This is a genomic window from Grimontia celer (assembly GCF_900055185.1).
Taxonomy (GTDB): Bacteria; Pseudomonadota; Gammaproteobacteria; order Enterobacterales; family Vibrionaceae; genus Enterovibrio; species Enterovibrio celer.
In genome coordinates, this window is sequence record NZ_FIZX01000001.1 from 1486969 (window position 1) to 1505492 (window position 18524).

18 protein-coding genes and 1 pseudogene are annotated in these 18524 nt (G+C 49.4%); 4 read left to right on the forward strand and 15 right to left on the reverse strand.

The window, feature by feature from the left end:
- Positions 1-6: 6 nt before the first annotated feature.
- The 4 genes from acnD to GCE9029_RS06590 form a co-directional block, all read right to left on the reverse strand.
- A complete protein-coding gene (gene acnD / locus GCE9029_RS06575; protein ID WP_062661933.1) occupies positions 7-2601 on the reverse strand; it encodes a Fe/S-dependent 2-methylisocitrate dehydratase AcnD in 2595 nt (864 codons plus the stop codon).
- 23 nt (positions 2602-2624) lie between these two features.
- Positions 2625-3752, reverse strand: a complete 1128-nt coding sequence (prpC, locus tag GCE9029_RS06580) for a bifunctional 2-methylcitrate synthase/citrate synthase (RefSeq protein ID WP_062661935.1) — start codon at positions 3750-3752, stop codon at positions 2625-2627.
- A gap of 134 nt (positions 3753-3886) precedes the next feature.
- A complete protein-coding gene (gene prpB / locus GCE9029_RS06585) occupies positions 3887-4786 on the reverse strand; it encodes a methylisocitrate lyase (protein WP_062661936.1) in 900 nt (299 codons plus the stop codon).
- Between the two features lie 12 nt (positions 4787-4798).
- Positions 4799-5503 carry a GntR family transcriptional regulator gene (locus GCE9029_RS06590; protein ID WP_062661938.1) on the reverse strand — a complete coding sequence of 235 codons (705 nt, stop codon included), beginning with the start codon at positions 5501-5503 and terminating at the stop codon, positions 4799-4801.
- Between the two features lie 350 nt (positions 5504-5853).
- On the opposite strand from GCE9029_RS06590, the gene GCE9029_RS06595 reads away from it, so the two are divergent.
- The gene (locus GCE9029_RS06595; RefSeq protein WP_062661940.1) at positions 5854-6810 is read left to right on the forward strand and encodes an AEC family transporter; all 957 of its coding nucleotides are present in this window, start codon (positions 5854-5856) and stop codon (positions 6808-6810) included.
- A 103-nt stretch (positions 6811-6913) separates the two neighbouring features.
- Here the strand turns inward: GCE9029_RS06595 and GCE9029_RS06600 are convergent, their stop codons facing one another.
- From GCE9029_RS06600 to GCE9029_RS06625, 6 genes are all read right to left on the reverse strand, one after another.
- Positions 6914-8197 carry a ferredoxin reductase family protein gene (locus tag GCE9029_RS06600; protein WP_082804292.1) on the reverse strand — a complete coding sequence of 428 codons (1284 nt, stop codon included), beginning with the start codon at positions 8195-8197 and terminating at the stop codon, positions 6914-6916.
- Positions 8198-8328: 131 nt separating this feature from the next.
- Positions 8329-8994 (reverse strand): TVP38/TMEM64 family protein, encoded by a 666-nt coding sequence (locus GCE9029_RS06605; RefSeq protein WP_062661942.1) that lies wholly within the window; start codon positions 8992-8994, stop codon positions 8329-8331.
- 9 nt (positions 8995-9003) lie between these two features.
- The gene (locus tag GCE9029_RS06610) at positions 9004-9441 is read right to left on the reverse strand and encodes a DUF2141 domain-containing protein (RefSeq protein WP_062661945.1); all 438 of its coding nucleotides are present in this window, start codon (positions 9439-9441) and stop codon (positions 9004-9006) included.
- Positions 9442-10173, reverse strand: a complete 732-nt coding sequence (locus GCE9029_RS06615; protein ID WP_062661947.1) for an SDR family oxidoreductase — start codon at positions 10171-10173, stop codon at positions 9442-9444.
- Between the two features lie 94 nt (positions 10174-10267).
- On the reverse strand, positions 10268-10879 hold the full coding sequence (locus tag GCE9029_RS06620; protein ID WP_062661949.1) for a Crp/Fnr family transcriptional regulator: 612 nt from the start codon (positions 10877-10879) through the stop codon (positions 10268-10270).
- Between the two features lie 67 nt (positions 10880-10946).
- Positions 10947-11852, reverse strand: a complete 906-nt coding sequence (locus GCE9029_RS06625; RefSeq protein WP_062661950.1) for a LysR family transcriptional regulator — start codon at positions 11850-11852, stop codon at positions 10947-10949.
- 114 nt (positions 11853-11966) lie between these two features.
- Between GCE9029_RS06625 and GCE9029_RS06630 the strand changes: the two genes are divergently transcribed.
- The gene (locus tag GCE9029_RS06630) at positions 11967-12944 is read left to right on the forward strand and encodes an MBL fold metallo-hydrolase (RefSeq protein ID WP_062661952.1); all 978 of its coding nucleotides are present in this window, start codon (positions 11967-11969) and stop codon (positions 12942-12944) included.
- A gap of 46 nt (positions 12945-12990) precedes the next feature.
- Here the strand turns inward: GCE9029_RS06630 and GCE9029_RS06635 are convergent, their stop codons facing one another.
- The 4 genes and pseudogenes from GCE9029_RS06635 to GCE9029_RS06650 form a co-directional block, all read right to left on the reverse strand.
- The gene (locus tag GCE9029_RS06635) at positions 12991-13686 is read right to left on the reverse strand and encodes an SDR family NAD(P)-dependent oxidoreductase (protein WP_062661954.1); all 696 of its coding nucleotides are present in this window, start codon (positions 13684-13686) and stop codon (positions 12991-12993) included.
- Between the two features lie 79 nt (positions 13687-13765).
- Positions 13766-14077: pseudogene (locus GCE9029_RS06640) on the reverse strand (nuclear transport factor 2 family protein); the annotation flags it as partial.
- A 13-nt stretch (positions 14078-14090) separates the two neighbouring features.
- The gene (locus GCE9029_RS06645) at positions 14091-14708 is read right to left on the reverse strand and encodes a LysE family translocator (RefSeq protein ID WP_062661958.1); all 618 of its coding nucleotides are present in this window, start codon (positions 14706-14708) and stop codon (positions 14091-14093) included.
- A gap of 35 nt (positions 14709-14743) precedes the next feature.
- Positions 14744-15604, reverse strand: coding sequence for a LysR family transcriptional regulator (locus GCE9029_RS06650; protein WP_062661960.1), 861 nt, complete (start codon positions 15602-15604; stop codon positions 14744-14746).
- Positions 15605-15713: 109 nt separating this feature from the next.
- On the opposite strand from GCE9029_RS06650, the gene glyA reads away from it, so the two are divergent.
- Positions 15714-17048 carry a serine hydroxymethyltransferase gene (glyA, locus tag GCE9029_RS06655; protein WP_062661962.1) on the forward strand — a complete coding sequence of 445 codons (1335 nt, stop codon included), beginning with the start codon at positions 15714-15716 and terminating at the stop codon, positions 17046-17048.
- Between the two features lie 41 nt (positions 17049-17089).
- On the opposite strand, the gene GCE9029_RS06660 is transcribed toward glyA, so the two are convergent.
- Positions 17090-17968: a LysR substrate-binding domain-containing protein gene (locus tag GCE9029_RS06660; RefSeq protein WP_062661964.1), complete on the reverse strand. Its 879-nt coding sequence runs from the start codon at positions 17966-17968 to the stop codon at positions 17090-17092.
- A gap of 169 nt (positions 17969-18137) precedes the next feature.
- On the opposite strand from GCE9029_RS06660, the gene GCE9029_RS06665 reads away from it, so the two are divergent.
- A complete protein-coding gene (locus GCE9029_RS06665) occupies positions 18138-18524 on the forward strand; it encodes an ectoine synthase (RefSeq protein ID WP_062661966.1) in 387 nt (128 codons plus the stop codon).

Below are 18524 nucleotides of genomic sequence, written 5' to 3' on the forward strand. Positions count from 1 at the left end.
CACCACCTATTGCGCCAGGAAATCTTGCGCGAAGCGTTGAAGTACGCCGCCTGCTTGATAGACCTTTACTTCATCTTCGGTATCAAGACGGCAGGTCACTGAAACTTCAAGCTTTTCACCATTAGTTCGGGTGATAACCAAAGCCAAATCCGCGCCGGGTTTGATCTCCCCCATCACGTCATAAAGCTCTGTACCATCAATCCCCAAGGTGTTGCGATTAACGCCTGCCTTGAACTGCAAAGGCAACACGCCCATGCCGACCAGATTGGTGCGGTGAATGCGCTCAAAGCCTTCTGCGGCAATGGCTTCAACACCCGCCAGACGAACACCTTTCGCCGCCCAGTCACGTGAAGAGCCCTGCCCGTAATCTGCGCCAGCGATGATGATGAGCGGCTGCTTGCGCTCCATGTAGGTTTCAATTGCTTCCCACATGCGGGTGACGTTACCTTCCGGCTCGACACGCGCCAGCGAGCCCTGCACCACTTCGCCGTTTTCCTTGACCATTTCATTGAGCAGTTTCGGGTTGGCAAACGTCGCACGTTGCGCAGTCAGGTGATCGCCTCGGTGCGTGGCGTAAGAATTAAAATCGACAGGCTCCAAGCCCATTTTCGCCAGGTATTCGCCCGCTGCGCTCGATGGCAAAATGGCGTTCGATGGTGACAGATGATCTGTGGTGATGTTGTCACCCAACACCGCCAACGGCCGCATTCCTTTCAACGTTCGTTCACCTGCCAATGCGCCCTCCCAATATGGCGGCCTGCGAATGTAGGTACTCATCGGACGCCAGTCGTATAGCGGCTCGCTCAGGTTTACGCTTTCATCTTGCTGGAACATTTCAACGTAAATACGCTGGAATTGTTCTGGCTTGACGGACTTGCCCACCACCTCATCAATTTCTGCATCGGTCGGCCACAAGTCGTTCAGGTAAATCGGCTTGCCATTTGCATCCGTACCCAGCGCATCGCGTTCGATATCAAAGCGCATGGTGCCAGCAATGGCGTAAGCGACAACGAGTGGCGGTGACGCTAAAAAAGCTTGTTTGGCGTGCGGATGGATTCTGCCATCGAAATTTCGGTTACCGGAAAGCACCGCTGTCGCGTACAAGTCGCGCTCGATAATTTCCTGTTCGATAACCGGATCCAAAGCGCCGCTCATACCGTTGCAGGTGGTACAGGCATAAGCAACAATGCCGAAGCCCAGTTGTTCCAGCTCAGACAGCAGCCCCGCCTCTTCCAGATACAGCTTCGCGACTTTGGAACCTGGCGCGAAGGAGGTTTTCACCCAAGGCTGTCGAACCAACCCAAGCTCATTCGCTTTTTTCGCTACGAGACCAGCGGCAACTACGTTGCGCGGGTTACTGGTATTGGTGCAGGAAGTGATAGCAGCGATGATGACAGCGCCATCCGGCATGCTCCCTTCTGAATCTGCTGACACCCGTGCTGACGCAATACCGCGCTCAGCAAGTTCACTGGTCGGCAAACGGCGATGCGGGTTTGAAGGGCCTGCCATGTTACGAGTCACACTGGACAGGTCGAACTCCAGCACACGCTCATATTGGGCACTTTCAAGATCGTCCGCCCACAAGCCAACGGTTTTGGCGTAGGTTTCCACCAAGGCGACTTGCTCTGCTTCGCGGCCTGTCAGCTTGAGGTAGTTGATAGTCTGCTCATCGATATAGAACATCGCGGCGGTCGCACCGTATTCCGGCGTCATGTTGGAGATGGTCGCCCTATCACCAATGGTCAGTGCATGTGCGCCTTCGCCATAGAATTCCAAGTAGCTCGACACCACGCGCTCGTTACGAAGAAACTCGGTGAGTGCCAGCACGATGTCTGTGGCAGTAATGCCTTCCTGACGTTGACCCACCAATTTCACACCAACGATGTCCGGCAGTCGCATCATGGAAGGTCGACCAAGCATCACAGTTTCGGCTTCAAGGCCGCCGACGCCAATGGCTATCACGCCCAATGCATCAACATGTGGGGTATGGCTATCAGTGCCGACACAGGTATCGGGGAAAGCGACGCCTTGTTGGCTCTGGATAACCGGCGACATCTTTTCCAAATTGATTTGGTGCATGATGCCGTTGCCCGCAGGGATTACGCTGACGTTTTTAAAAGCGGTTTTACACCATTCAATAAAGTGGAAGCGGTCTTCATTGCGACGCTCTTCGATTGCGCGGTTCTTTTCAAAGGCATCGGGTTCAAAGCCCGCATGTTCCACCGCCAGTGAATGGTCGACGATCAACTGGGTTTCCACCACGGGATTAACGCGTGAAGGGTCGCCGCCTTGGTCTGCAATGGCGTCGCGAAGACCTGCTAAGTCCACTAATGCGGTTTGACCAAGAATGTCGTGACACACAACGCGCGCGGGATACCAAGGAAAATCCAATTCCTTTTTGCCTTCCACAATTTGGGTCAGGCAGGCTTGTAAATCCGCCGGATTACAGCGGCGTACAAGTTGCTCAGCCAGCACTCGCGAGGTGTACGGCAAGGTGTCGTAAGCGTTCGGCTTGATGTCATTAACCGCTGCTCGAACGTCGAAATAGTCGAGTCCGGTTTGCGCGAGCGGCCTTCGGTATTGGGTATTGTTTTGCGTCATCGTCTGTTCCCTATTTCCGCCTGTTAGCGCTGCTCAATCGGCAACCAATCTCGGGATTCTGGCCCGGTGTAATCGGCGCTTGGACGGATAATGCGGTTGTTTTCACGCTGCTCAAATACGTGTGCCGCCCAGCCTGTTAAACGGCTCATCACAAAAATCGGCGTAAATAACTTGGTGGGAATATCCATAAAGTGATAAGCAGAGGCATGGAAGAAATCCGCATTACAGAACAAGCCTTTCTCGCGCTTCATGACGGCTTCAACACGTTCTGATACGGCATAAAGGTGGGTATCGCCGACCGCTTCAGAAAGTTCTTCCGACCAGCGTTTGATCACCGCATTGCGCGGGTCACTTTCACGGTAAATCGCATGACCGAAGCCCATGATTTTGTCTTTATTTTCCAGCATGCGCAGGATGTTCTGCTCAGCTTCATCGGGCGTTTGCCAGTTTTCAATCATCTCCATGGCCGCCTCGTTTGCCCCGCCATGCAAAGGACCACGCAAGGTGCCGATGGCCGCCGTAATACAGGAGTGTAGGTCGGACAGCGTTGACGCACACACACGCGCCGCAAAGGTGGAGGCATTGAACTCGTGCTCTGCGTAGAGGATCAGCGAACAATGCATCACTTGCTTGTGCAGGTTGCTCGGTGCTTTGTCCGTCAGCATTTTCAGGAAGTAACCGCCCGTGCAATCTTCACTGGTGTCTTCGGTATCAATACGCACACCGTCGTGGCTGAAGCGATACCAGTAACAAATGATGGCGGGGAACAGTGCCAGCATGCGCTCAGTGGCGTTCAACTGTTCAGAGAAATCCTGCTCTTGCTCTAGATTACCCAGAACCGAACAGCCAGTGCGCATCACATCCATGGGGTGCGCTGAAGCGGGAATGAGTTCCAAAGCCTGTTTCAGCTCTGGCGGCAAACCGCGCAGACTCACCAGACGCGTTTTGTAATCGTCGAGTTCTTTTTGATTGGGCAGATGACCACGCAATAACAGATGCGCGACTTCTTCAAACTGCGCGTTGTTCGCCAGATCGGTAATGTCATAGCCACGGTAAGTCAGCCCTGTGCCTGATTTTCCAACAGTACACAGCGCTGTTGACCCTGCACTTTGACCACGTAGCCCTGCTCCACTTAGCTCTTTGTTTGGCATGTTGAACTCCTTTTCAGTTCGCGGTTGCCCTCTGTCGGGGCGTTATTGACGAACGGCTTCACGTATTGGATTTAGTTTTTGTATTCAAGCGTGAGTCTCAGCAAGCGCTTGTTAACGGGTGTTCTTTTTAATCATCACGATTTGTCTTGTGCGAACAGATCGTCCAGTTTGTTTTCGTAGTCGTGATAGTTGAGGTAGTCGTAGAGCTCGGCGCGGGTTTGCATTGAATCGACCAAGGCCTCTTGGTTGCCCTCTTCGAGCAGGTGGCGATAGACGTTTTCCGCCGCTTTGTTCATGGCCCTGAACGCACTCAGCGGGTAAAGCACCATGTCGACGTCCACTGCGGCCAATTCTTCACAGGCATACAATGGGGTTTGACCGAACTCAGTGATGTTGGCGAGGATGGGCACAGGTTTGCCAATCGCACTGCGAAGCGCGCTTGAGAATTGCTGGTATTGTTCCAGCTTGTTCATCGCTTCCGGGAAAATCATGTCAGCACCCGCTTCGATACAAGCAATCGCGCGTTCGATGGCGCTGTCCATGCCTTCCACGGCCAATGCATCGGTGCGTGCCATGATGACGAACTGATCATCAGTACGGGCATCGACGGCGGCTTTCACGCGGTCGACCATTTCCTGCTGACTAACAATCGCTTTGTTTGGACGATGACCACAGCGTTTTTGTGCGACCTGATCTTCCATGTGCACCGCTGCTGCGCCTGCTTTCTCCATCGCTTTAATCGTTCGGGCGATATTGAATGCGCCGCCGAATCCGGTATCGATATCCACCAGCAGCGGTAAATCACAGGCGTTAGTGATGCGTTCGACATCGACCATCACATCATTCAGCGTGGTGATGCCAAGATCAGGCAGACCGTAACTTGCGTTGGCGATACCACCACCAGAGAGGTAAATGGCTTGATGGCCGAGACGTTGTGCCATCATGGCGCAGTAAGGATTGATGGTGCCGACAATTTGCAGTGGGTTGTTCTGCTCAACGGCTTGTCGGAATTTGGCTCCAGGGGAGAGTGTCATAGTCAGGTCCTTCTAATCTTTTAAGATTTGTTGTTCGATTGCCTTTCGGCTGCCCGCGATATGGCGACGCATTGCCAGCTCAGCTAACTCCTCGTCACGATTACGGATCGCGTGCAAAATAAACTTGTGCTCTTCTAACGCATGGTTGGGTCTGGATTGAGTCTTGGGTGATTGGTAGCGGTACATACGGAGCAAGTGATACAGCTCGCCACACAGCAAATTGATCAGCTTTTGATTGCGGCTCGCCATGATCACCCTGTAGTGAAAATCAAAGTCGCCGTATTGATGGAAGTAAGATGCGCCCTCGACTTCGTCGATATGTCTGGAGTGCTTGGTTAGCAAATCTTCAATGCCCTGAAGCTCATCCTGCTTGATGTTTCTGGCTGCCAGTCGCGCCGCCATGCCTTCCAACGCTTCACGCACAGCATACAATTCGACGAGTTTCTCTGGCGTTAAGGTAATGACACGCGCCCCCACATGGGGAATACGTTCAATCAGGCCTAAGCCTTCCAGCCGCATGATGGCTTCGCGCAGCGGCCCACGGCTGCATTCATAGCGGCGGGCGAGCTCTGGTTCAGAGATTTTACTACCCGACGCGATTTCGCCGGAGACGATGGCCTCGACCAGCAAGGCTGTCAGATTTTCCGACTTGGTGTTTTCTTTAGATGTGGGACTCACGCTTTCCAGCGTCGCGCTTAATGCGTTGTTTTCGCTCATTGTGTTCCTTGTCCAATGGCTGTGTTGACGGTTTTTGTCGTGGTTTCCTCCAACACTTTCATAAGCATTTGTGGAGGAAATTAAGACATGGTCACACACTCAACATTGTCTACAATTTAATCTTATGGACATACTTTAGACACTGAAAAGGGATTAAATCAAGAGGATTGTCGACAATTAAGACCAAGGTATAAGGTAATCAATAAGGAAGTTAAAGAAGCGTTAAGAAGTGATAGATTTGTGGGACAGGCAAATGAGATACACAGTCTTGATAGCATGGCTATTGAGTATTCACGCATAAATAGCGTAGATTTTAAGTAACCCCTTCGCAGTCGAGATGAAGAAGAAAAATGGCTAACATCATGGAGCAATTAGCGTTTTCCCTTTCTCTCGTCGCGCCGATCTTTTTCATTATTTCCCTTGGCTATATCTTCAAAAGACTAAAGTGGACGAACGCTAACTTTAATGATGTTGCCTCACGTCTGGTGTTCAATGTCGCACTACCTGCAATGTTGTTTTTAAGTATTGCCACGGCTGACCATAACTTCTCGCAAGCCACAGAATTTTTGGCTTTTTCCGTTGTCATGACGGTGATTTTTTTCGTGTTTTGTATCGCGTCCACCAAACTGGCTTTCAAGGGAAACCCAGATCACGGCGTGCTGATACAAGGGAGCTTTCGTGCCAACACGGCCATCATAGGCATCGCTTACGTTGAAAATGCCTATGGCAGTCAAGGACTGGCACTCGCGGCAATTTATGTCGCGGTGATTACCGTCGTATATAACATTCAAGCGGTGATCTGCTTGTCGCCGCGCTCGGCGGGTTCCAAGCTGCAGTCCACGAAAACCATATTTATCAATCTGGCCAAGAATCCGCTGATCATCGCGATTGCACTTGGCGTTGTTGTTTCACTGCTGAATATCACTCTCCCACCCGTGATTGTCGACACGGGCAATTACCTTTCCCGAATCGCACTTCCACTCGCGCTCTTGTGTACGGGCGGCAGCTTGGATTTCCGCATGATGAGAGAGGAGAAAAAGCCCACCTGGTTTGCAGCTTCTAACAAGCTCATGGTTGCGCCTTTCGCCTTTACCTTGATTGGTTACCTTTATGGATTCAGAGGGCTGGAACTTGGGATTCTGTTCTTCATGAACGCCGCACCAGTAGCAGCCGCAAGCTATGCAATGACACAAGCCGCCGGAGCCAATACCACATTGAGCGCCAATATCATCGGGCTTACTACCTTGTTTTCCAGCGTGACGGTTTGTGTGGGGTCATTGGTGTTGAAAGTACTGGGGTTGATCTAGTGCTAAACCATCCTGCGACTCTTTGCTTTTTCGGAAAGTTAATACAGAAAAACGAAGAAAGCCGCTTCTAACAGCGGCTTTCTATTTCCCATTGTTCAGAAAATTACAAAGCGCCCCGAAAATCAAACAACTCATAATGGGTGTTGTTCTTCGGCATGCCGAGTTGCTCTAGCCCTTCCTGCATTGTCTTTCTGACTTCAGGGTTACCGCAGAAGTAGAGCGAAACATCACCGATATCACCATTAATATCTTCGGCAATTTTTTCTGGCGTTAAACGCCCTTGTTCTGAATAGACAATGTTTAGATTGACCGTTGGCAAGCCTTCGACTAATTCACCAAGCTCTTTTGCAAATATGGCAGCTTCTTCGTTCTTCACCAAATAATAAAGAGTGACTGATGGGTGCTGTTTGTTTTGGCTGTTGAGCGATTGCAGCCAGGCGATAAATGGGGTGATGCCGATGCCTGAACCAATCCAGATTTGCTCTTTCGCTTTCATATCCAAGCGGAAGCGCCCGTATGGCATATCCAGTCGAATCATCTGGCCGTTTTCCAAATGCTCATAAAGCGTTTTGGTGTAGTCACCCAATGCTGCAATCGAGAAGCTTGGCTTACCGCCATGTTCGCTACTTGCGATGGTGTACGGATGCGGCTCGCTTTTGATGTTGTCGTTATGGAGGACTGAGACAAAGGCGAATTGCCCGGCTTCCCACTTCGGCTTGCCCTGCAAAGGCTTGGTATCAAAACTGACGATACCATTTTGCTTTTTCACGTTTTCAACTTTGGCGATGTAGTGCTTACTGGTGTCCTTTCCAAAGGCATAGTAGTACCAAGCCCAAACACCAATAACTGCCGTCAGGTTCATGGCGATTCCCGCTGGTGAGAACAGCTGGAAAGGTCTGACAGCAAAAAGATAGTGGAAGACGGAGATGAAGAAAACCAATCCCATCAAGCGATGGCTCCACTTCCATAAGTGGTAAGGCAGCATGCGCATAAAGCTGATCACTACCAAGACCAGCAGCAGCCAAGTTGCCCATTCTCCGGTGTCGGAGCCAATCTCAATCAGACTTGTTTCTTCACGAGCGACTTCAGATTGTGGCACTAACCACCAATGCATAAAGATAGAAAAAACCGACCAAATACCCGCCCATCGGTGCGCTTTGTAAACCCTGTCCAAACCACCAAAGATAGATTCCAAAATTTCCATGCGCGTCGAAAGCAGAAAAGCCAATGCCATTCCCACCAAAGCGTTGGCAGCAAAAAAGGCTGCAATCCAGCGTTGAAGCGTTAATTCTTCCGGCAACAAACTGCCTATGCCGATGAAGCTAAGTATTACTACGCCGGCAACTAAGATGTTTTTCCGGTTATCCAGTGCGAATTTCAATTTCAAAAGACTTGCCTGTCGTGTGTATAAAATTGGTTTGAATTAGAAAGGCTTCCTCTTGTGAAATATAGTGCTTCGAATGTCGAATTGTTGTGAAATCTAACTATCGAAACACTGTTTTTAATCCTCTTTCTCGGCTAGTCCGCGCGAATAGGTCGTTTCAACGAAAAGCGTCTGAGTAGTCCCCATCCAATCCAGAAGAATACCGAAAGTGCAATCGCGGTGAGAATGGCCGGTTTTGGGTTTTCCAGACTGCTGATGGAACCCGCATACGCAGCGATAAAGGTATACGGCAGGTTAACTGTGCACCAAGCCAGTAGGAAAGTTGTGAATTTCATGCGGCTGATACCTGACATACATGCTGTGACTTCTGGCAGAATCGGCATGGCGCGGGAAAGTAAAATCATTAACACACCATGCTGACGGAAGTGACCGCGTAACTCAGCACGCTGTTTCTCATCTTTCACGACGACATTGACCAACTTATCTCCAAACTTCGCACTCAAGACATACCCGGCAATTCCCGCCAGCAAAGTACCCGTGAAAGCCGCTAAGGCGCCAACATACGCCCCTGCGAAATAGCCGCCGAGAATCATGATGGAAAGCGTGGGTACCGCGATGAACAAATCCAAAAACAACAATGAAACGACAATAATGGCAACAGTCAGTGCACTCAGTGATTGTGCTTGCTCGAACCACAACTGAATCTGGTCTACCGTTAGCCAGCCCATCGCATTCACCGCAATAAAGGTCGATGCAAAAAACAGGGCCATGATGCCCATGAGTTTGAAAAGTGAAGACATAAATCCTCCTTACGGATAGCGGATAGTGATTTCGTGGGGAGAAGTGATGCTTGTGGCTTCAAGCTGTGCACTGGAAAAACTTGGCGCTTTGAATGTGATTCGCGCACCGTTGGAGAAACCCAACCCTTCGTTGGGCCAGATACCCGTCCAGTTTTTGGTGACTTTCCCGTCCTCGTCTTCGTCGTGCAGAACTTTAACGGCAAACTGTGCTGGCACGTTTTCGAAGGTGACGTTCCGCTCTGTTTTGTCGGCGGTGTAACTTAAGATCCTTAGCGCTTTGTCATGCTTCTTAGGAAAGCCCTCTTCAGCAAATAACATCACCAGTACATTTCCTGGCTTTGTTGTATCAATCCCCTTCACAACGATGTCTACGCGGTTTTCTGTCGCCGTTGCAGTCATTGAAATCACTCCCCAAATAAATCCCAGCCAACTGTGTTTAGTGGCCATTTAAGACGCCTTTAATAATTTGCGTGCAGCGAAAGGTGCCAAGGCATTCAGCACCCGTAAAAAACGGGTCGCACCAATGTCGAAGTCGTCCTCGCCTTTTTCGATACCAGCGATAATTTCAGCAGCAGCTGCATCCGATGAGATTTTGTTCTTGCCCCTGCCTTTAGTCATTGCGGTATCGACCAGAGGCAAAAAAGCCTGTTGTACGCCAACAACAGAGCCTTCCAGTTGATAGCGCAAACTCTGGGAGAAAATGTTGAGTGCGCCTTTCGTTGCGCAATAGACCGCAGAAGATGCCTTTGGAACTAATCCAAGTGCAGAATTAATGTTGATAACGCGAGACGATTCCGATGCAAGAAGCGCAGGCAACAGGCCATGAATTAGCGCGCAAACAGAGGTGAAGTTGGTATCGACTTCCTTTTTCACCGTGTCGAATGTGAACGCCTCATCAGTGAATTTCGGCATAAACTGAGCCGCAGCGTTATTGATGAGCAAATCTATTTCGGTTTTCGCGGAGGCAATAGATTGGGCGATGAGATGAACCTGATTCACATCCGCCAAATCAACCTGAAAAGTGATGATGGAAGGCCATTGTTTCTTCAATGTGCTGAGTTTCTCTGCATCCCGCCCAAGCACTATCAGTTGGTTATCGCCGACGAGTTGTTCAACTAACTGGCGGCCAATGCCGGACGTCCCACCAGTCAGCACAATGGTTTTATTGAGTAGTTTCATCCTGACTCCCTTTTTAGATAGTTCGGGAGTCAGCTTATTGGGAAGAGGCGGCTAACACTTTAACAAGAGTTAAAACCACCAAATTTCTTCTTTTTTACTGGCGCTGATAAGCGTTTTGGACGCCGAGTTTAGCGCGGATGCGGGAGAGTGAGACTTCAGTGATACCCAGGTAGGAAGCGATATGATAGTTGGGCAAGGATTGCGATAATGCAGGGCAGGATTCGACAAACTGAATATAGAGCTCAGTCGGCGACAGCATCAGTAAATCAGCTTCCCTCGCCTCTTTTTTTAAGGCCAATGCCGTCACCATCTGCAGGAAGGCATCTTTCCATCCTGGTGTTGACTCACTTAAACTTCTTAACGCCTTCGCAGGCAATTCGAAGCACACTGAATCGGTTAATACTTCACAGCCAAAGCGCGCTGGCAGCCCTTTTGCGAAAGACGATAAACACGCAGACACCTCGCCCTGTTGGAGAAAAGACTTGTTGCGTCGGTTGCCGTCTGGCGTGAGATAGAAATTGCACAAGGTACCCGCACAAACAAACCCTACTTTGTCGACAACATCTCCGGCGCTGAACAGGACATTCCCCTTGCTGTAAAACTTGAGTTTTCCCTGATCGATAAAAGACTGCCATTCGTCATCGCTCAGAGCAAAATGCTGTCTGAAGCCCGCTTCAAATTGCGCCAGTATCTGCTTTCCTTCCATCCACCTTTCCGTTCTTCATCGGTTTACTATCGGCTAATTCATTACGCATTACAGCGAGTTGCAGATCTTACTTATCCCAATAAGGCGTGCCTTCAAATCGGGCGACCAGGAAATCAATCAAGGTTCTGACTCGGCGTGATAAATGCCGTGTTTGTGGGTAAATCGCGTAGGCGTTAAGTTCACCAAAAGCATAGCCGGGAAGCACCACTTCTAGACGCCCTTCCCTGATGGCTTGATGGACAACAAACGTTGGCAGGTGGGCAATGCCCATCCCTTTTTCTGCCGCGGATAGCAGAAACTCCCCGCTGCTACCCTTCAATGCAGGCTTAATCTTCACTTTTTGCAGCTTTCCTTCCGGTGTGTTTAGCCTCCAATGACTGGCATCTTTGCTCAGGCTGTAGACCAGCGCTTGATGATGACTTAGATCGGAAAGGGATTCAGGAGAGCCATGTGTTTGTAGGTATTCTGGGCTGGCACAAAGCACATGTCGAACTGTAGCAATTTTTCTCGCGAGCAACGTGGAGTCAGGCAGGTCAGCAATACGGATGGCGAGGTCGTAGCCTTCCTGTATCAAATCAACCTGTCTGTCATTGAAGTCGAGTTCAAACTCAATTTGCGGATGTTCTTGAAGAAAGTCGTTGATGGCTGGGCCAATATGTAGCACGCCGAATGTTGAGGGAACAGCAACCTTTAATGGCCCTCTGAGCACGCAATGTGCCTGAGAAGTCATTTCCTCTGCTTCACGTAAGTCTTCGAGAATGCGCAGGCAATGCTTGTAATATTCCGTGCCTGTTTCCGTGGCATGCATAGTGCGTGTTGTGCGGTGGAAAAGTTGAACATTCAGGTGTTCTTCCAGCTCTTTTAAACGACGACTGACTGCCGATTTAGCAATATTCATCCGGTCTGCCGCACCGCTAATGCTGCCAATCTCAACCACCCGCACAAAGGTTTCCATATTGGTGAACTTGTCCATCGACTCTCCACTTGTTCTCGTTTGGAGAACACTGAGTTACTTCAATTGCTGTTTTTTCTTTATCCAAGAATTTCTAGAGTGAACACAAATGGACGACAAGTAAAGGAAAGCAAGATGAAAATAACCAAAACAACAGTAGCAGTACTTGCTGCGACTTCACTCTTGAGTCTCTCAACGCAAGCTAATGAGCCAGTATGGGATGCCAACAAGGTTCAGCTCGTCGCTGAAAAACTCGATGATGGGGTTTACGCCTACTACCCAACCGATGCCAAAGAGTTGGAAAAGAAAGGCCTACCTGTTGCCACCAGCGGCGGTTTCGTAGTGGGTGACAAGGGTGTGTTGATCATCGACACCATGCTGAATGAGCGGTTAAACAAGCAGGTTCAGGGCATGGTAGCGAAGGAAGCAAAAAAGCCGATTATCTACGCGGTGAATACCAGTTTTCATGGGGATCATTCCTACGGCAACATGTACTTGCCGAAGGACACCAAAATCATCCAACACGAAGTGACACAGGACTATATCGATACCCACTTCGAGCAAGACACACAGTTTATGATGCAGAACTTTGGCAAAGGCCGGGGTATTGAGGAAATCGTTCCTACCGATGCAGATATCCTTGTCGGTAAAGGTGGCACAATTAAATTGGATTTAGGCGGCAAGAACGTCGACATCATCGACTTTGGTTTTGCACAAACTGGTGGCGATCTGTTTGTATGGGAACCGGAGTCAAAAACGATGTGGACAGGTAACCCTATTATCACAGTGAAGCCTTCACTGCCTTGGCTCTTGGATGGCCACCTGCTGGAAACGCTGGATTCTCTGAAGAAAGTTAAAGCTTTCCTTCCAGAGGATGCAACAGTGGTTCCGGGACATGGTTCGCCAATGTCACCTGAAGATATTCAGTGGCACATAGACTATCTGGAAGCAGTAAAAACTCAGGTTCAACAAGCGATTGACGATGGCCTGTCGCTTGGTGAAACCGTGAAGAAAGTACAGCTGCCAGAGTTTACCGGTTACGCTTTGCGTGATTGGGTTCACCCTGCGCTGAATGTGCCAGCCGCTTATCGAGATTTGTCGAAGAAACAGTAATCCGCACAAACAAAGAGCCACCTAATTGGTGGCTCATTTAAGACTGTTACCAGCTAATCACTGCTTTATCGCGGAAGAACTTGCCAGTCGGTGCCGCATCATCCAGCGTTGCCAGCCAAATCGCGGTTTCAGCACCTTCGTCAGGGGAACGAGTTGCGCTATCGCCTCCCATATCCGTTCGAACCCAACCAGGACACATCGCATTGATTTTGACTTTGGTATAGCTTTGCGACGCGACCAGAGTAATACCATTCAATGCCGCTTTACTCATTGAATAAGCTGCCGGCCCTGTCAGACCATCAGAAAACGCGCCCCAGTCAGAGGAGATATTCACGACCCGCCCATAACCCTGAGCTTCCATTTTATTCGCGAAGAACTGGGTCAATTCAAAAGCAGCCAAGGCATTGACTTCCATCGATTTCATCAAGGTCTCATAGCTCAGAGTTTTAAAGCTATCTTCCAATAAAACGCCAGCGTTGTTTACCAGTACATCAATGTTTGGAAACTGTTCATCAATGGCTTTAATGCTGGTTTGACGGGCCAGTGCCGAAGAGAGATCAAGTTCAACGATATGGATATCGCCCAAAAGCGACAACGCTACCTTCTCCCCTTCTTCGACATTGCGGCAACCAAGCAAAACGGTCATTCCTTGTTCAGCCAATCCGCGCACAATAGCTAACCCAATGCCCCGATTTCCTCCTGTCACCAATGCCGTTTTACTTATGGCTTCCTCTCCATCCATTTAATGTTTTCGCGTTCCGCTTTATAAAATTTGCCTGAGCATTTTCCATCGCCAAGCCCAAGATTTCTCGACTACCTTCTCATCGCCAGAACAACGTCTGTGAGCGAATCGTCCAATTATCATTTGAACGCTCTAACTCAAAAGCGTAGCGACCTGAGATTTTCCAGAATCCTTCCTCACCAATGAAATGGCTCGCTGTAATATCAGCAGCCACCGTAGCAACATCGCAATCGTGATCAACTTTTATATTGGTAAGGTCGTGATACGTTGCATCAAATCCAGACAACAAACCCGCCCACTGTTTCATCAAGTCGACGCAGTTAACCAATACTGCTTCGCCACCAAACGCTGAGGTGTAATCCACCAGAACAATTTCAGAAAACAAGCGCCTAAGAAACTCAAAATCAGTTACGGTTCATCATCAGCAAGTTACCACCTGACACGCCAAGTACGACGGCACATCCGCGGTTAAACCACCGCGCCATTTTGGGCTTACTAAACCATTGGCGAAGATAAATGCCGAAAAGCGCATACATAGAAATAGCGACAACTTCCAACACCAAGAAAGTTAGCCCCAGAATAAAGAACTGCTGATTTATGGGTGCAGATGGGTCAACAAACTGCGGCAGAAACGCTGTAAAAATAAGGATGGCTTTTGGGTTACCCGCGGCGAGCGCGAACTCCTGTTTAAGCAATGCTTTGACCTTTCTATCTGCTTCTACATCGCTTACCGGGCTCGACGTTGACCGCCAAAGTTGGAAAGCGATCCAGAACAGATACATGGCGCCAACTAGCTTTATCGCAACGAAGACTTTTTCAGATGCATAGAGAATAACCGCTAATCCAGAGGCCGTCAGCGCAATCATCACCGCAAAGGCGGCAATTCGGCCAAAGCTGGCAACCAGCGCAGGTTGAAAGCCATAACAACGGGCATTGTTCATCGCAAGTAAGTTGTTTGGTCCCGGCGTCATGTTTAAGGCAAAGCAGGCAGGGATAAACAACAGAAAGGTAATCAGTTCCATAAGCTTATCGTACGTCCTTTTGGTGACGATTTACCCTATCGGGAAGCACACTGCGCCGTCAACCAATCATAGAAATGATTCGCCACAGGATGATCATCACAGGCGGCGCTTCGATAAAGATAATATCCACCACTTTCCACCTGATTCACTGAATCGTCAGGCCAAGGCACCAGCTCACCACGCTCCAAGTAATCTTGCAGGAGGGAAACCCGCCCAACCATTGCTCCCTGCCCGTCCAAGACAGATTGCAACAACAAAGCATATAAACTGGAGCGACGCGTTCGCGCTTGTATGCCACTGAACTTGTCCTGCCAGAATCGCCAATCATCATGCCAGTGCATGTCTTGGTAAAAAACGGGGTCATCCTTCCCTACATAATTAGGGTCACTAACAGGTAACAGAGTCTCGCTCCATAGCTTTTGCCAGCGACGGCCAGGGTCATGAAGGAAATACCCTAGCGCAAGATCTGTTTCTTCCGGTTGACCGGAAACGGTCGACACAGCAGTGATTTCCAATTCATGTTCGGGGAAATCATGCTGATAATTTCCCAAACGCTTTTGCAACCAGAACTGAGCAATAGCGTGCTGTGTCGCCAAGCGAACTGGCCTTAGCTTTCCATGCCGAATCCGTTCAACATTTTCCTCGAAACCTTTGAGCGCTTGTTTAACCAGCACTAAAAATTCTTTGCCTTTGGGAGTGAGTGAAACCCCTTTCCCGTGCCTTGCGAACAAAGAGACGGCTAAATGACTTTCCAGTTTTTTGACCTGATACGCCACTGCAGATGCAGTCAGGAACAGCTCTTCTCCCGCTCGGGCAAAGCTTTCATGTTCAGCAGCAGCTTCAAACGCCACCAGCGCATCTAAAGGAGGAAGTTGAGGAAAGCGAACAGAACGCATGAGTTAAGCCCAAAATTATTTTTGCCTTATACAAAAAATAATCCATTTGAGCGAAATGACCTTCCGCGTTGAGATAGATACATCACGAAACGGAGAAGGGACGGTAAAAATGACATTTCATAAGAAGCCTTGGGTAGCAGAAAGCATCAATGATTACGCACAAGACACCGTAGCCAATATCGGCACCTTGAACGAATCAGGCGTCATTGCAGCTATTTACGCGCTTTCCGATGAGAACCGGAACATCCACGAAAGAGAGTGCATCAACCTCAACCCTGCCACCAATATCATGAACCCCAAAGCGGAAGCGCTGTTGGCGACAGGTATTGGTACGCGCCCTTCGCTGGGCTATCCCGGCGACAAGTATGAAATGGGGCTGGAAGCCATCGAGAAAATCGAGATCATTGCTGCGCAGTTGGCGTGTGATGTTTTCGATGCCAAATACGCTGAAATCCGCGTCGCCTCTGGCGCAATGGCAAACCTTTACGCCTTTATGGCAACCGCACAACCGGGCGACACCATTCTCGTTCCACCGGCTTCTATCGGTGGTCATGTCACTCACCACAATGCAGGTGCAGCGGGATTATATGGGCTCAATATTGTCGAAATGAAGGCCGATGCCGGGCACTACACCGTCGACTTAGATGCGCTGAGAGAGCAAGCACACGCCCTCAAACCTAAATTGATCACCATTGGTGGAAGCCTGAACCTATTGCCTCACCCTGTTGCAGACATCCGAGCTATTGCCGATGAAGTCGGTGCCAAAGTGCTGTTCGATGCAGCACACCAATGCGGGATCATTGCTGGTAAAAGCTGGCCAAACCCTCTGAATGAAGGCGCTCACTTGATGACCATGAGCACCTATAAAAGCTTGGGAGGGCCTCCGGGTGGACTGATCGTGTCAAACGATGCCGTACTGATGGAACGTATTGATGCCATCGCCTTCCCGGGTTTAACCGCGAACTTCGATGCCGCCAAATCTGCCGCACTCGCGGTGTCGCTGCTGGATTGGAAGTCGTTCGGCGCGGATTATTCCAATGCCATGATTGAAGTCAATCAAGCTCTGGCTCGTGCCTGTCAGACTGAAGGACTGCCAGTTTTTCAAGTCACTGGCCCGAATGGTCAAACTCCCTCTGAATCTCATCAGTTCGCAATTCAGGCAGCACCTTTCAGTGGCGGGCAAACCATGGCGAAGAAACTGCGCCAAGCGAATATCCTCACATGCGGAATTGGTCTGCCAATTGAAGCAGTAGAAGGCGACATGAACGGCCTTCGCTTTGGTACACCAGAGATTGTTCGGGCAGGTTTCACTGCGGAGCACATGCCTGAAGTGGCTAAGCATATTGCCGATTCATTGTTAGGCAGAAAGCCTGATGAGGAAATTGCTAAAACGGTCTCCGCACTTCGCCGACAGTTTACGACGATGCGTTATGTTCACAGTTAATCTTCGCTGTTGTTCAGGAACAGGCAGCTGAAAAATAAAGCTTATTTTTCAACCGACAACAAACCGCGAAACCACTCGATAAACGCCAGTGTTGCCGCACTGGCGTTGCCCCGATAATTAGCGTGATAATCTAAATCTTGTTTGGTCGATATATCTGAAATCACCACTAAATCACCGCGTTCGATCTCTAAGCGAAATACCTCAACAGGACAAAGCGCGACACCATGGCCCGCAATAACTGCAGTGGCCAATAAATTGAAATCTTGAAATACAGGCCAACTGTCCGCGGCATTCCAACAGACGTTCGCAGATTCAAACCATTGTTGCCATTCTTTACGATGCTCGTCATGTATTAGCGGTACTTCTGCAATCTTCTTTACTTCGTTCAAAGGACCACATTTTCCGAGAAATGATGGACTACACACTGGCTTCTTTATTCGGCTGAAAAGGCGCTTCGAGCTAACCCCGCCACCTTTCAACTTGTCCGTAGAGATAAGCACGTCTAAGTCGTTGGTATCCAAGGTATCCCCACCATTAGCGTAAACAACTCTCACATCTAACGAAGGGTGGACAGCCGTGAATTCCACCAAGTGTGGAACCAACCATCGATTTGCTATGGAAGGTATACATCCGATCGTTAGAGAGTCGTTGCCCACTCTCGACTTTACAGACCTGCAAGCTTCCGCAATATCAATCATCGCTGGCGATACACGCCGGAACAACAACTCTCCGTTCCTCGTTAAACGAATCCCCCTGCCTCTGCGCTCAAACAAGCTTGTATTAAACCACGCTTCAAGCCGTTTGATCTGATGGCTCACTGCAGCGTGTGTCACAAACATCTCTTCGGCAGCTTGCGAGAAAGAAAGATGCCTTGCTGTCGCTTCAAAAGCCTTCAGGGCAGATAACGGTGGAAGCTTCATTGTTATTTTTCCTAACAGCCTATTCAAATATTAATCAATTGTTCCTAAGAACAATTAAAACCATCATTCAAACATGTTAGCAGCTTGTTAACACTGGAAGCGTCTCACTCATGTGTTGATGCTAATCCCGCTTGATTAAATACAAATAAAACTAACATCTGGAGGCTATATGTTTGTTCGCTCGTTACTGGAGGTTGAATCAACACAACGCTTTGTCGATTGGGGCAACGGCACCAGCCATCGTCTTCTCACATTGCAAGACAATATGGGGTTCACTATTTGCCACACCGTTGTGCGTGCTGGATCAGAGTCAAAGCTGCATTACAGGAACCATCTTGAAGCTTGCTACTGCATTGAGGGTGAAGGAGAAGTGGAAGACATGGCAGGTAACGTATTCCCCATTCGCAAGGGCGATATATACGTGCTTGACCAACACGACCCCCACTACCTAAGAGGTGGGAAAACTCAAGATCTGGTCCTAGTGAGCGTGTTTAATCCACCACTGACCGGTTCAGAAAAGCACGATTTAACGAACCCGGAAGGTTCTGCCTACTAA